A 15,159-nucleotide genomic window follows, 5' to 3' on the forward strand; every position below is an offset into this window, starting at 1 on the left:
CGCTTCCGGCCACCCTTCGGGTTCTCGCCCCGCGGTCTGCTATCTTTCCGGCTTGGTCCGGAGAGGGTCGGTGATGACGGCAGCGCAAGTCCTGCAACCCGGTTTCATGGTCGTGCACGGAAACCGCATGCACGACCTGCGTGCGCTGGCCGTCGAGTGGATGCGTCGCCATCCCCTCGATCCCCTCGAGAACGAGACCATCCTGGTTCAGAGCAATGGCATCGCGCAGTGGCTGAAGCTGGCTCTCGCCCGGGACCGGGATGCCGGAGGCTGCGGCATCGCCGCCGCGCTGGAGATGGAACTGCCGGCGCGATTCCTTTGGGCCGCCTACCGGGCGGTGCTTGGACCCGAGGCGGTGCCCGCCGACTCGCCCTTTGCCAAGGCCCCGCTGACCTGGCGCCTGATGCGCCTGCTTCCCGAATTGCTGGATCGATCCGAATTCGCCCCGCTCGAGCGCTTCCTGGGCGAAGACGACGGTCTGCGCAAGCGCTGGCAGCTGGCGCGGCAGCTGGCTGATCTCTTCGATCAGTACCAGGTCTACCGCGCGGACTGGCTGGCGGACTGGGCCGCTGGGCGCGATCAGCTGCGCGACGCCGGCGGCGCAATCATGGCCATGGACGCGGGTCAGCGCTGGCAGGCGTCGCTGTGGCGCGCGGTCCGGGCGGACATGGACCCGGATCAGCGGGAGCAGAGCCGGGCCGCGGTACACCGCCGGTTCATGGAACGGGTGCGGAGCCTGAACCGTCGGCCGCCGGACCTCCCCCGCCGCATCGTGGTCTTCGGGATCTCGTCGCTGCCCTCCCAGAGCCTCGAGGCGCTGGAGGGTCTCGCGCGCCTGTGCCAGGTGCTGCTCTGCGTGCACAATCCCTGCGAGTATTACTGGGCCGACATCGTTGCCGACCGCGATCTGCTGCGCGCCGCGGCCCGCCGCCAGAAACCGCGGCCCGGGATGCCCGCGCAGCTGACCGACCCCGAGCGTCACCAGCACGCGCACCCGCTGCTCGCGGCCTGGGGCAAGCAGGGCCGGGACTACATCCGGCTGCTGGACGAGCACGACGATCCGGAGCGCTACCGGGCCCTGCTGGAGGCGCTCCCCTGGCAGCGGATCGATCTCTTCGAGGCCCAGCCACACGGCCGCCTGCTGGGGCAGGTCCAGGACGACATCCGCGCGCTGCGCCCGCTGCACGAGACCCGGGAGCGCTGGCCTGCGGTGGCCGCGGCTCGGGACGGTTCACTGCGCTTTCACGTGGCGCACAGCCCGCAGCGCGAGGTGGAGGTACTGCACGACGAATTGCTGGAGCGCTTCCAGCGGGATCCCGGGCTGCGGCCACGCGACGTGATCGTGATGGTGCCCGACGTGGAGACCTACGCGCCGCACGTGCAGGCGGTCTTCGGACAGCTCGACTCCGACGACCCGCGCTTCATCCCCTTCACGCTGTCGGACCGAAGCCGCCGTCGGCAGGAACCCCTGGTGGCCGCGCTGGAGGGGCTGCTTGATCTGCCGGAGTCCCGCTTCGCGGTCAGCGACCTGCTCGATCTGGTGGAAGTGCCCGCGGTTCGGCGCCGGTTTGGCATCGAGGGCAGCCGTCTGCACCAGTTGCACGCCTGGATCGAGGGCTCCGGGATTCGCTGGGGACTGGACGCCCGGCAGCGGGCGACGCTCGGCCTTCCGGAAGGCCTCGAGCAGAACACCTGGCGTTTCGGCCTGCGGCGGATGCTTCTGGGATACGCGGTGGCGGGGCCGTGGGGGCGGCCGTCTCCGTGGGCCGGTATCGAGCCCTTCGACGAGATCGGCGGCCTGGACGCGGCCCTCGCCGGCCAGCTCGCCCGGCTGCTCGATGCGCTGAACCACTGGTGGGGGCTTCTGCGCCAGCCCGCTGCGCCCGGCGAGTGGGTGACGCGGCTGCGGGGTCTGCTGGATGCCTTCTTCACCGCCGATGAGGAGCGCGAGCAATGGCTGCTGAGCCAGCTCGACGATGCCCTGGAGGACTGGGAGGCCGACTGTGCCGCCGCGCGTCTGGAAGAGCCCCTGCCGCTGACGGTGGTGCGCGAGAGCTGGCTCGAGGCGGTCGATCAGCCGGGGCTCGCGCAGCGCTTTCTCGGGGGCGCGGTCAACTTCTGCACCCTGTTGCCGATGCGCGCGATCCCCTTCCGGGTGGTGTGCCTGCTCGGGATGAACGACGGCGACTATCCGCGCGCGCCAGTCGCGATGGACTTCGACCTGATGGCCCGGGACTACCGCCCGGGCGATCGCTCCCGGCGCGAGGACGACCGCTACCTGTTCCTGGAGGCCCTGCTTTCGGCCCGCGATCAGCTCTATGTGAGCTGGGTGGGGCGCAGCGTGCGCGACAATGCGGAGCGGCCGCCCTCGGTGCTGGTCGGCCAGTTGCGCGACCACATTGCCTCCGGCTGGCAACTCGAAGGCGCCGATGGCGACTCGCTGCTGCGCGCGCTGACGGTGGTGCACCCGCTGCAGCCCTTCAGCCGCGACAACTTCCCGGCGGACGGCGAGGGTCCGCTGTTCACCTATGCGCGTGAGTGGGCCGGCTGTCATCACGCACCGCCGCCCGATGAGGGAGGGCCCGCATCCCTGCCCCGATGCGAGCCCGAGGGTCCGCTCCGGCCGGAGGATCTCGGGGGCTTCCTCAGGAACCCGGTGCAGTCCTTCTTCAACCGCCGCCTTGGTGTGTACTTCGATGAGGATGTCCCGGCGCCGGTGGACCAGGAGCCCTTCGCGCTGGATGGTCTCGCCCAGTGGCAACTGCGTGACGCCCTGGTTGACGCGGCGCTGGAGCCAGCCGGAGACCCGACCCGCTGGCCGCAGCGGATGGACGCGGCGCTGGCGGGCCTGCAGCGGGCCGGGCGCCTGCCGCTTGCCGCCGTGGGCACGGCCGAGGCCGACGGGCTGCGTACCGAGGTCGCGGGGCTGCTGGAGCGCTACCGCCTGCTCGCCGCCGAATACCCGCTATCCCTGGAGGAAACGCAACCGCTGCATTACGAGCACCAGGGGATCGCGATCGAGGGCGAGCTGGCCGGACTGCGCGGCGACCGAAGGGGCGGGCGATGCCTGCTGCTGCCGCGTCCCGGGAACGTGACCTCGGGCCGCAAGGCCGTGCCGCGCCACGACGTGCTTCTGTATCCCTGGGTGGTCCACCTGCTGGCGAATGCCCACGGCCTCGGCCTGACCACGCGGATTGTGGGTACCGACGGGGCGCTGCGCCTCCCGCCCATGCCGGAAGAGCGCTGCGCGGCGACCCTGCGTGCACTGGTAGAGGGCTGGCGCGAGGGACAGAGCCGGCCCGCGCCGGTGGCCCTGCAGGCCGCGCTGGCCTGGCTGCAGGCGGAGGCGGAGGACCGGGACCCCCACGCGGATGCGCTCAGGGCCTACGAGGGCAGTGAACATCATGCGGGGGACCTGCAGCGCAGCCCCTACCACCGCCGGATGTACCCCGATCCCGAGTCCCTGCTGCAGGATCCGGGCTTCCGGCACTGGACCGACATGCTGTACCGGCCGCTCTTCGAGGTGGTCAGGGAGGCCGGGGCATGAACGCGCCCGCAGGCGACGCGCATACGCTCACGGATCCCGCGGCACTGCCGCTCTACGGCAGCCGGCTGATCGAGGCGAGCGCCGGCACCGGCAAGACCTGGACCATCGCCGCGCTGTACCTGCGCCTGGTCCTGGGTCACGGCGGCGAGCAGGCCTTCCGGGAACCGCTGCTGCCACCGCAGATCCTGGTGGTGACCTTCACCGACGCGGCGACGCGGGAGCTTCGGGGTCGCATTCACGCGCGTCTGCTGGACGCGGCCCGCCACTTCCGGGGCGATGCGGCGGGCGTCCCGGACGCCATGCTGCGGGGGCTGCTCCAGGCCTGTCCCGATCCCGGGGAGCGGGCGGTCTGTGCGCGGCGGCTGGAGCTGGCCGCGGAGTGGATGGACGAGGCCGCGGTCTCCACCATCCACGGCTGGTGTTTCCGAATGCTGCGTGAACACGCCTTTGACAGCGGCAGCCTGTTCGAGCAGCAGGTCGAGCCCGATCTCTCCGAGCTGCGCGTCGAGGCGGTTCGGGACTACTGGCGCTGCATGGTCTATCCGCAGCAGGGTCCCCGGCTGTTGCTGCTGCGCTCGATTCTGGGAAACGATCCCGGCGTGCTGGACAGACGGATCCGCCCGCTGCTGGGGGGCGAGTCGCCGCGGCCGGCTGGGCTCGCCGAACTCAATGACCGGCTGGACCGGCGCCTGGCCTGGCTCGAGCGGCTCAAGCGGCCGTGGCGGGACGACTTCGACGCGGTCGCGGAAAGCCTTCGTGGGGCCCTGCCGGAGCTGAACGGCAACCAGTACCGGGACCCGGATGCCCGGCTCGAGGACATGCGCGCGTGGGCCCTCGATCCCGTGCTCGCGGTGCCGGGCGATCCGAAAAAGGAGCTGGCGCGACGGTTCAGCCGCGAGGGCATGCAGGCGCGCCTGCGGCGGGGCCGTTCCCTTCCGGATGCGCTCCACCCGGCCTTTGCGCTGCTCGACGGCTACGCGGACGCGGCCGACGACACCCCGGAGGCGGTGCTGCGCCATGCCGCCGCCTGGGTGCGGCACCGGCTGGAGGCGGAGCAGCGGCGGCGCGCGCAGCTCGGCTTCGACGACCTGCTGAACGCGCTGGACGCGGCGCTGCACCGGTCCGGCGGCGCACGGCTCGCGGAGACCATCCGGAACCAGTTTCCGGTGGCGATGATCGACGAGTTCCAGGACACGGACCCGGTGCAGTACCGGATCTTCGAGCGCATCTACCGCATCGGCGAGAATCGCCCGGAGCAGGGCATCTTCCTGATCGGCGACCCGAAGCAGTCGATCTACGCCTTTCGCGGCGCCGACATCCACAGCTACCTCAGGGCCCGGCGCGACACGGCCGGCCGCCATCACACGCTGCAGGTCAACTACCGTGCCTCGCGCGCCTTCGTGGAGGCCTGCAATCGCCTCTTCGATTTCGCCGGGGGGCATCCCGGGGGAGCGTTCCTGTTCCGCCGGGCCGACGGCGGCGACCCGGTGCCCTTCGAACGGGTGCAGGCGGCCGGCCAGCCGGAGTCGCTTCGGGTGGATGCGGCGGAACCGCCCGCGCTGGTGCTGGCGCAGCTTGACGATGCCGCGCCCGTCGCCACTGGCGCCTACGTCGAGACGATGGCGGAACGCTGCGCGAGCGCGATGGTGTCACTGCTGAATCGGGGCCGGGACGGTCGCGCCGGGTTCGACGGTCCGGACGGATTCCGCCCGTTGCAGGCGGCGGATCTGGCGGTACTGGTGCGCACGCGCAAGGAGGCCGCGGTGATCCGTCGGGCGCTGCGCCGGCGCGGCGTGCGCAGCGTCTTCATGTCGGATCGCGAGTCCGTCTTCGCGACCCCGGAAGCGGCCGACGTGCTGCGCTGGCTGCGCGCCTGCGCGGAGCCGGAATCGGATCGCCTGCTGCGCGCGGCGCTCGCGACCGCGACGCTGGATCTGGGTCTGGAGGCGCTGGACCGGCTGAACCACGACGAGCCGCACTGGGAGGCTCGGGTGCTTGAGTTCCGGGAATACCGCCGCGTCTGGCGCGAGCAGGGGGTGCTGCCGATGCTGCGGCGGGTGCTCCACGGGTTCGGCCTGCCCGCGGCGCTGTTTCAGCGCCCGGACGGGGAGCGCACCCTGACCAACCTGCTGCACCTGAGTGAACTGCTGCAGGCGGCATCGGGTGAACTGGACGGGGAACAGGCCCTGATCCGGCACCTGGCCGAGCACCTGCAGGGCGAGGGCGTGGCCGCCGACGAGCAGATCCTGCGTCTCGAGAGCGACGAGGCCCTGGTGCAGGTGGTGACCATCCACAAGGCCAAGGGCCTGCAGTACCCGCTGGTCTTCCTGCCCTTCATCTGCGGCTACCGCCCGGAAGACGGCAAGAGCCCGCCGCTGGTCTGGCATGATGCGGCGGGTCGCCGGCGGGTCCGCTGGCAGCCGGATGACGCCGATGTCGCCGAGGCCGATCGCGGCCGCCTGGCCGAGGACCTGCGCCTGCTCTACGTCGCCGTGACCCGTGCCCGGCACCAGTGCTGGCTGGGAATCGCCCCGCTGCGAAGGGGCCGGGGCCGGGGCAACGAACTCCACCGCAGCGCCTTCGGATACCTGGTGGCCGGTGGTTCGGAGATCCCGGAAGGACAGCTGCGGGCGTCACTGCTCGCACTGGCTGGCGGGGAGCCCGGCATTGCGGTGGTTTCCGCCCCGGAGGCGACGGAGGCCGTATACCGGCCGCCGGCAGGGGCGGCGCTGCCGGGGCCGGCCCGCGAACCCCTGCGCGCGCCCCGGGAGCACTGGTGGATCGCGAGCTACAGCGCCCTGCGCGCAGAGGCGCCGCCGGAAAACGGGATCACCGCGATGGAGGCCCCTGACACCGCGCTCGAGGACCGGTTCGCCGAGGCCGCGGAAGAGGTCCGGATGGAAGGCGCGGGTATGGAGCAGCAGGGGACATCGAGCCTGCACCGCTTTCCACGTGGACCGGAGCCGGGGACCTTCCTGCACGGGCTGCTGGAGTGGGCGGCGCGGGAGGGGTTCGCGGCGGTGGCCGCGGAGCCGGAACGCCTGCGCGACACGGTGGCCCGTCGCTGCCGGCGGCGGGGCTGGGAGCATTGGGTGGAGCCGGTCACTGCGTGGCTCGGGCGACTGCTGGACGCGCCGCTCGACCTGCCGGGCACCGACGAGCCGCTCCGGCTGTCCCGGCTGGCGGCCTGTCAGCCCGAGCTCGAATTCTGGTTCGAGACGCGCTGGGTGGACGCCCGGCGCATCGACGGCGCGGTGCGTGCCGGCACGCTGGAGGCGGCACCCCGTCCGGAGATGGAGGCCCGGATCCTGAACGGGATGCTCAAGGGGTTCATCGACCTGGTCTTCGAACACGAGGGCCGCTATTACACGCTGGACTACAAGTCCAACTGGCTCGGCCCCGGGGCTGCCGACTATGCCGCGGCGAGCCTGCGCGAGCGGGTGCTGGAGAGCCGCTACGACCTGCAGTACGTACTGTACACCCTGGCGCTGCACCGGCTGCTGCAGGTCCGTCTACCCGGGTACGAATACGAACGGCACCTCGGCGGCACGATCACCTGGTTTCTGCGCGGCCTCGATTCGCCCGCCCGCGGGCTGCATTTCGAACGCCCGCCCGCGGGCCTGATCGAGGAACTCGACCGGATGGTCCGGGCCGCGCCCGACCGTGCCGAGGGGGTTCTCCGGTGAACCCTCGGGTGCGAACGGAGGCCCTGGACTCCGCCGAGGGGCTGCTGGACCTGCTCGATGCCTGGGTCGGGCTGGGCTGGCTGCGTGCACTGGACCACGCCTTCGCCGCCTTTCTGCACCAGCAGGCAGCGCCGGCCCCGCCGCTGCTGCTGCTCGGAGCGGCGCTCGCGAGTCACCAGCTGGGACGCGGTCATGTATGCCTCGATCTCGGCGCAACCCTGGCCGACCCGGACCGCAGTCTTTCGCTCCCGCCCGAGGGCGCCGCAGCCGGCGCCGTTCCCGGTCCGGCGAGCCTTCTGCGGGGAATGACCGCCGCTGCCTGGGCGGAGGGGCTGTCGCACCCGGAGCTGGTATCGGCCGGCGTCGGTGACACGCCGCTGGTGTGTGCCGGCGGCCGCCTGTATCTGCGCCGGTTCTGGGCCTGTGAGCAATACATCGGTGCGGCCGTCAGGCGCCGGCTGGGCGACGGTTCGGTGCTGCGTGCCGGCGTCGACGCGGCGTCGGTGCGGGCCTGGCTGGATCGCCTGTTCGGACCGCCAGGGCAGGGCGGCACCGACTGGCAGCGGGTCGCCTGCGCACTGGCCGCGGGCGGGCGGTTCACGGTGGTCACCGGGGGTCCGGGCACCGGCAAGACCACGACGGTGGTCCGGCTGCTCGCGCTGCTGCAGGCGTTGCGACAGGAGGCCGGCCACGCGCAGCCGCTGCGCATCCGCATGGCGGCGCCGACTGGCAAGGCGGCCGCGCGCCTCGGGGCCTCGGTCGCCGGTGCCGTGCACGAACTGCCGCTGCCCGGGGACGGGGCCGGCGCCCGGATCCGCGCGGCGATCCCGACCGACGTCGGTACCGTGCACCGGCTGCTGGGCAGCCGGCCCGGCAGCCGGCACTTCCGGCACGGTTCCGGCAACCCCCTCGCGCTCGACGTACTGGTGGTGGACGAGGCCTCGATGATCGACCTGGAACTGATGACGGCGGTCTTTCAGGCCCTGCCGCACCACGCGCGCCTGATCCTGCTGGGCGATCGCGACCAGCTGGCCTCGGTGGAAGCGGGCGCGGTACTCGGCGAGATCTGCGCCCGGGCCGGTGGCGGTCACTATACGGCCGCCAGCCGGGACTGGCTGCGAAGGGTCAGCGGAGAAGAGATTCCGGGGACGCTGCTGGACGCCCGGGGCCGCGAGCTGGATCAGCACATCGTGATGCTGCGCCGGAGCTACCGCTTCGGCGAGGACAGCGCGATCGGCAGCCTCGCGCGCGCGGTGAACGCCGGGGATGCGGCGGCCGCGCGCGCCATCCTGTCCGCTCACGGAATGCTGCCGGACCTGGCCGCGCAGACGCTGCACGGCGCCGGTGAGGGCGCACTGGAGCGGCGCTTGGTGCACGGCGGCGCCGAAGGCTTCCGGCCCGCCGCGGACGGTGCCCGGCCCGCCGGTCACGCGGATTATCTGCGCAGGATGATCGAGGAGGATCCCGGCGACGAGGCCGACCCGGCCACGGTTTCCGCCTGGGCGGGTCGGGTGCTCGAGGCGCACCGCGGGTTCCAGCTGCTGTGCGCGCTGCGCCACGGTCCCTGGGGGGTGGAACACCTGAACCGGCGGGTGGAGGCGGCCCTGCGCGCCGAGGGCCTGATCACGGGCCGCGGCGTCTGGTACGCGGGGCGGCCGGTAATGGTCACCGCCAACGACTATGGCCTGGGCCTGATGAACGGCGACATCGGCGTGACCCTGGGTCTTGCGCATCGCGACGCCGATGGCCGTCCGGGGCGCGCGCTGCGGGTCGCCTTCCCCGCGACGGATGGCAGCGACGGGATCCGCTGGGTCCAGCCGAGCCGGTTGACCCGGGTGGAGACCGTGTACGCGATGACGGTGCACAAGGCCCAGGGTTCCGAGTTCGCTCATACCGCGCTGCTGCTCCCGGATCGCGAGGCCCCGGTGCTGACCCGGGAGCTGCTCTACACCGCGATCACCCGCGCGCGGCGCTGGTTCACGCTGATCGAGCCGGCCCCCGGGATCCTGGAACAGGCCATTCAGCGGCGCGTGATCCGGGGCAGCGGACTCGGTGCGGCCCTGGATGACAGCACCCTGGGTTCCGGTGCAGGGCGCGGCGGCAATGGCCACTGAGACCCCGCCGCCGCCGGATCCGGCACTGCTTGCGGCCTATCGCGCGGCGGAGTACGTGATCCCGGTCGGCGGCCGGATCTGCCGCATCAAGGTCGACCGGCCCACGCCTGCTCCGTTCGACGCCTGGCTGGACGCCGAAGGCCCCGCCGGCTGGCTCACGGCCTTCAATCCCGGTTCCCGGCGGTTGCCGATCCTCGAGAACCTCAAACGGCACCAGGCACTCTGGCGCCGGCTGCAGGCCGAGGGGCTTACTGCGTCGGCCGGATATGCCGGTGATCCGGCGGGGATCTGGCCGGACGAGACCAGTCTGCTGGTGCCGGCGATCGGTCTGGCGAGGCTCCATCGGCTGGCCCTCGAGTTCGGGCAGCTGGCGTTTCTCTGGCTGGAAGCCGGGGAGCCTGCACGGCTCTGGCTCACGGATCTGAGTGGCGGGCGGCCGGTTCCGACAGGGCCCGGTCACGGTGGCCCCGGCGCAGGCGGCGGCCGCGGATCATGATTCCCCGGGCCGGACGATGATTGGTCCAACGATTGCCAAATGGTTTGCTATGCTCAAGGCTGAAGTAACGCGGGCAAGGCCGCAGGAGAGAGTGCTTATGTCATCCAGCGGCACGTCCGAGATATGAATGCCTCCGCTGCAGATTCCGGCGCCGCCGGGGCGGTCGCCAGCCCGCGGGTGGGGCTGTTCGTTACCTGTCTTGCAAACATCTACCGGCCGAACGTCGGCCTGGCCGCGGTCGCCCTGCTCGAGAAGGCCGGGTGTACCGTGGAGGTGCCGATGACGCAGACCTGCTGCGGACAGCCCTCGTACAACAACGGCGACCTCGACGGCGCCGCGAAGACGGCCCGGCAGACCATCGAGGCCTTCGAGGACTTCGACTACGTGGTGGCGCCGTCGGGCTCCTGTGGGGGCATGCTGCGCGACTTTCCCCGCCTGTTCGCCTCCGAGCCCGGATGGCAGCACCGTGCGCAGGCGCTGGCCGACAAGACCTACGAACTGATCTCCTTTCTGACCGACATCCGTGGCATGACGTCCGTCGATGCGGCCTATCCGCACCGGGTGACCTACCACGACAGCTGCCACGGCCTGCGTGCGCTCGGCATCAAGGAACAGCCGCGGCGGCTGCTGGCGACGGTCCGCGGGCTGGAGCTCGCGGAGCTCGCCGACTCCGAGATCTGCTGCGGCTTCGGGGGCACCTTCTGCGTGAAGTATCCGGAGATCTCCGGGCGGATGGTCGCCGACAAGGCCGGGGCGATCAACGCCACCGAAGCCGAGGTGCTGCTGGGCGGCGATCTCGGCTGCCTGCTGAACATTGCCGGCCGCTTCGGTCGCGAGGGTGGCCGGGTACGCGTCTACCACGTCGCCGAGGTGCTCGCGGGCATGGCCGATGTCCCGGGCCTGGGCGATCCCCGTCAGCCGAAGGGGGGTTCGTGATGGAACCGCTCAGTCACGCCTTCAAGGAACGCTCCGTCTGGGCCCTGCAGGACGAGACCCTGCAGGTCGCGCTGAACCGGGCGAAGGACGGATTCGCGGTCAAGCGGGCAAAGGCGGTCGACGCGCTGCCAGAGTTCGAGGCACTTCGTGACCGCGCAGTCGCGATCAAGAACCACACGCTGGAGAACCTGGATCACTATCTGGAGCGCTACGCCGACGCGGTGGAGCGCAGCGGCGGCAAGGTCCACTGGGCCTCCAGCGCCGAGGACGCGCGGCGCATCGTGGTCGACATCTGCCGTGCGAGCGGCGCGCGCATGATCACCAAGGGCAAGTCCATGGTCGGCGAGGAGGTCGGCGTCAACGGCGCGCTGGAGGAGGCCGGCTTCGAGGTGGTCGAGACCGATCTCGGCGAATACATCATCCAGCTCGCGCACGAGCCGCCCAGCCACATCATCGTGCCGGCGGTGCACAAGACCCGCGGCCAGATCGCCGAACTCTTTCACCAGAACCACGAGAAGTACGGCCTGACCCGGAAGCTCGCCGAGGTCCCGGAGATGGTGAACGAGGCGCGGCAGGTACTGCGCGACAAGTATCTCGCGGCCGATGTGGGCATCACCGGTGCCAACTTCCTGATCGCCGAGAGTGGCACCAGCGTGATCGTGACCAACGAGGGCAACGGCGACCTGACCTGCTCGCTGCCCAAGGTGCACATCGTCACCGCCGGGATCGAGAAGGTGGTGCCGAGCGCCGAGGACGCCAGCACGCTGCTGCGGCTGCTGGGGCGCAGCGCGACCGGTCAGGACATGACCACCTACACCACCTTCACGACCGGGCCGAAACGACCGGGGGACACCGATGGCCCGGAGGAATACCACGTGGTGCTGATCGACAACGGCCGCACGACCATGCTCGGTGATCAGTTCCGCGAGATGCTGCGCTGCATCCGCTGCGGTGCCTGCATGAACCACTGCCCCGTCTACGGCGCAATCGGCGGACACGCGTACGGCTGGGTGTACCCGGGCCCGATGGGATCGGTCCTGACACCGCTCGCGGTCGGGCTGAAGGAGGCCGGGAACCTGCCGAACGCCTGCACGCTGAATGGCCACTGCGCCGAGGTCTGCCCGGTGCGCATCCCGCTGCCGGACCTGCTGCGCACGCTGCGCCACCGCGAGTACCAGCTGCGGCTCGGCCTGAAGCCGATGCGCTGGGGGCTGGCGGCCTGGGTCTGGTTCACCACCCATCCCCGCATCTACCGGCTCGGTACCCGGGTGCAGGCGCGGATGCTGGCGCTGCTCGCCGGTCGCAAGGGCCGCTTCCGGCGCATGCCGCTCGCCGGCAGCTGGTTCCGGGGAGGCCGCGACCTGCCGGCCCCGCAGGGCGAGACCTTCATGGCGGTCTGGCAACGGCGCCAGCGGGGGCGGAAGTGATGAGCGGCGGTCGCGAGCAGGTCCTGGCAGCGATCCGCCGAAGCCTCGGACGGGGAGCACTGGGCGCGGACGCACGTGCCGCCCTGGATGCGCGCAGTGGGGCGACCGACAGCGCGCCGCTGCTGCCGGAGCTGCCGAAGGGGACGCCCGCCCAGGTCTTCCGGACGGGTCTGGAGAAGGTCTCGGGAACGATGAGCGAACTCACGGCCCTTGACGAGGTGCCCGCCGCGGTCGCCGGCTATCTCGCCGGGCACGGGCTGGCTCTCGAGGCGGCGGTGGCCCCGTCGCTGGAGACGCTGGACTGGGCCGGTGCAGGGATTGCGTCCAGCGTCGGTCCCACCCGGGGCGGCGATTATGCCGGCGTCAGCCTGGCGTGGCGGGGCGTGGCCGAGACCGGCAGCCTGGTGCTGCTGTCGGGCCCGGAAAACCCGACCTCACTGAATTTCCTGCCGGACCATCACCTCGTGGTTTTGCGCGCGCAGGATCTGGTCCTGCACCTGGAGCAGGCCTGGGCCGCGCTTCGGGAGCGCGGCGCGGACGGCTGGCCGCGCACCGTGAACGTGATCACCGGTCCGTCGCGGACGGCGGACATCGAACTGACCATCCAGCTCGGCGCCCACGGGCCGCGCAGCCTGCACGTGCTGCTGGTGGACTGATGGTCATGGCGAATACAGCGCCACCAGACAATGAAGGCACGCCACGGAAAGACACGGACATCACGGAACATGACGGGCATGCAAACCCTTTTCCGTGTTCTTCCGTGGCTATATGGTCACGCGAACCATGGCTGGTGTTTCCGTGATCAGGGGGTCGTGCTTTGGCTCAGGGAGGTTGAGGGAAGAGGGTGTGGCTCGCCTTTCGGCGGGTGTCGGCAGCAGGGATGCTGCCGTCAAGCCGACAGGGAAGTATTCACGGCGTCCCGCCGGAAGGCGAGCCGCGCCCTCTTCCCCGGCCCCTGCCGTTACAGGTGCGGCCCGCAACGGCGGCGCGTCATGATGAAAAATCCGCCGACTCCCGCAGAGTTCGACAGCGCCGGATACCAATAACGAGAGAGGAGCACGTTCATGAACCTGGGAATCCTGTTTCTGCTGGCCTTGATGCCAGTGCTCACGGTCTTCATATTCCTGGTGGTCCTGCGGTGGCCTGCGAAGCACGCGATGCCCCTGGCCTACGTGGTGACGGTGGCGATCGCGTTGCTGTTCTGGGGCACCGACCTCCTGGTGGTCGCGGCGGCCAGCGTGCATGGCGTGGTCACGGCCCTCAACATCCTGTTCATCGTCTTCGGCGCGATCCTGCTCCTTTACACCATGCGTGAAAGCGGGGCGATGCAGACCCTCCGCCAGGGCTTCATGGACATCTCTCCGGATCGCCGCATCCAGGCCATCATCATCGCCTGGATGTTCGGGGCGCTGATCGAGGGGTCCGCGGGCTTCGGCACCCCGGCGGCGGTCGCCGCGCCCCTGCTGGTGGCGATCGGCTTCCCGGCGATGGCCGCGGTGCTGTCGGCGCTGATCATCCAGTCGACCCCGGTGTCCTTCGGCGCGGTCGGCACCCCGATCCTGGTCGGGGTGAATGCCGGGCTGGCGGACCAGCCGGTGGTGATGGGGCACATCGGAGACGTCGCCTTCCAGGACTATCTCTTCCAGATCGGCGCGAACGTGGCGATGGTGCATGCGCTGGTCGGTTTCCTGATCCCGCTGATCATGGTCGGCATGCTGACCCGTTTCTTCGGCAAGTCGCGCTCCTTCCGCGAGGGCCTGAAGGCCTGGAAGTTCGCGCTGTTCGCGGGCCTGTCCTTCACCATCCCCTATGTGCTGGTGGCCTGGTTGCTGGGGCCGGAATTCCCGTCGATCGTCGGCGGCCTGGTCGGCCTGGTGATCGTGGTGACCGCGGCCCGGCGCGGCTTCCTGGTGCCGAAGGAGGTGTTCCAGTTCGAGGATCGGAAGTACTGGCAGCCGGAGTGGATCAGCCGCTTCCAGGATCAGCCCGATCCGGTGCGCAAGGGTCTCCCGATCACCATGATGCAGGCGCTGGTGCCCTACGTCGTGGTGGTGGTGCTTCTGGTGATCACCCGTACGATCGAACCGATCACCGCCTTCCTGCGCTCACCCGAGATGACCCTGTCCTGGACGGGCATCTTCGGCACCAATATCAACACCTCGTCGCAGCCGCTCTACCTGCCGGGCGCGGTGCTGCTGGTGGCCTCCATCGTTACCTACTTCCTGCACCGGATGTACAAGGAGAAGGGCGCCTACGCACGCGCATGGGGGCAGTCGGGCAGGACCATCCTCAGTGCAAGCGTGGCACTGATCTTCTCGGTGCCGATGGTGCAGGTCTTCATCCAGTCCGGTCAGGCCTCGGCCTATGAGAGCATGCCGCTGGTGCTGGCCGAAGGGGTCTCCGCGGTCTCGGGTGCGGCGTGGCCGTTCTTCTCGCCCATCATCGGTGCGCTGGGCGCCTTCATCGCCGGGTCGAACACGGTCAGCAACATGATGTTCTCGCTGTTCCAGTTCGCGACGGCCGAGACCATCGGACTGGATGCCAACGGTGCGGCCCTGGTCGTGGCGCTGCAGGCCGTCGGCGGTGCCGCGGGCAACATGATCTGCGTGCACAACGTGGTGGCGGCCTCGGCCACGGTCGGCCTGATCGGCCGCGAGGGCGACCTGATCCGCAAGGCGCTGATTCCGATGACCTACTACGTGCTGGCGGCCGGTGCGCTGGGCATGGCAATCATCTACGCGGCCACGCTCTGGTACGTGGCCTGGATCGCGATCGCGGTGCTCTTCATCCTGTTCATGTACTGGAACCGGGGTCGGGTGCCCACGCCGTCCACGGCCTGAGCAGGGCCCGTTCCCGGGTCTGGCAAGAATCCGGACCCGGGTTGCCATTCCGGAGAGCGGGAGCTTGCTCCCGCTTTGCCCTTCCGCGGCCTGCCGCGGCCGGGGGCGAGCCC

At 70.6% G+C, this 15,159-nt stretch carries 8 protein-coding genes; all 8 read left to right on the forward strand.

The features are described 5' to 3' along the window. Positions 1 to 73 precede the first annotated feature (73 nt). The 8 genes from recC (at position 74) to ACESMN_RS04135 (ending at position 15,046) form a co-directional block, all read left to right on the forward strand. Positions 74 to 3,547 (forward strand): exodeoxyribonuclease V subunit gamma, encoded by a 3,474-nt coding sequence (recC, locus tag ACESMN_RS04100; protein WP_373052314.1) that lies wholly within the window; start codon positions 74 to 76, stop codon positions 3,545 to 3,547. Beyond that, entirely contained in the window at positions 3,544 to 7,233 is a 3,690-nt protein-coding gene (gene recB, locus ACESMN_RS04105) for an exodeoxyribonuclease V subunit beta (protein ID WP_373052315.1), read from the forward strand. Before recC ends, recB begins: the two co-directional genes overlap by 4 nt. Continuing rightward, on the forward strand, positions 7,230 to 9,347 hold the full coding sequence (gene recD, locus ACESMN_RS04110; protein WP_373052316.1) for an exodeoxyribonuclease V subunit alpha: 2,118 nt from the start codon (positions 7,230 to 7,232) through the stop codon (positions 9,345 to 9,347). The genes recB and recD overlap by 4 nt, the downstream gene beginning before the upstream one ends. Further along, a complete protein-coding gene (locus tag ACESMN_RS04115) occupies positions 9,337 to 9,843 on the forward strand; it encodes a DUF3293 domain-containing protein (RefSeq protein WP_373052317.1) in 507 nt (168 codons plus the stop codon). Before recD ends, ACESMN_RS04115 begins: the two co-directional genes overlap by 11 nt. A gap of 123 nt (positions 9,844 to 9,966) precedes the next feature. Next, positions 9,967 to 10,779, forward strand: a complete 813-nt coding sequence (locus ACESMN_RS04120) for a (Fe-S)-binding protein (RefSeq protein WP_373052318.1) — start codon at positions 9,967 to 9,969, stop codon at positions 10,777 to 10,779. Then, positions 10,779 to 12,206 carry a LutB/LldF family L-lactate oxidation iron-sulfur protein gene (locus ACESMN_RS04125; RefSeq protein ID WP_373052319.1) on the forward strand — a complete coding sequence of 476 codons (1,428 nt, stop codon included), beginning with the start codon at positions 10,779 to 10,781 and terminating at the stop codon, positions 12,204 to 12,206. Before ACESMN_RS04120 ends, ACESMN_RS04125 begins: the two co-directional genes overlap by 1 nt. Beyond that, a complete protein-coding gene (locus ACESMN_RS04130) occupies positions 12,206 to 12,862 on the forward strand; it encodes a lactate utilization protein C (protein ID WP_373052320.1) in 657 nt (218 codons plus the stop codon). The genes ACESMN_RS04125 and ACESMN_RS04130 overlap by 1 nt, the downstream gene beginning before the upstream one ends. Positions 12,863 to 13,270: 408 nt before the next feature. After that, positions 13,271 to 15,046, forward strand: coding sequence for an L-lactate permease (locus ACESMN_RS04135; RefSeq protein WP_373052321.1), 1,776 nt, complete (start codon positions 13,271 to 13,273; stop codon positions 15,044 to 15,046). Positions 15,047 to 15,159 lie beyond the last annotated feature (113 nt).

It is taken from the genome of Thioalkalivibrio sp., from assembly GCF_041690275.1.
Lineage (GTDB): Bacteria > Pseudomonadota > Gammaproteobacteria > Ectothiorhodospirales > Ectothiorhodospiraceae > Thioalkalivibrio.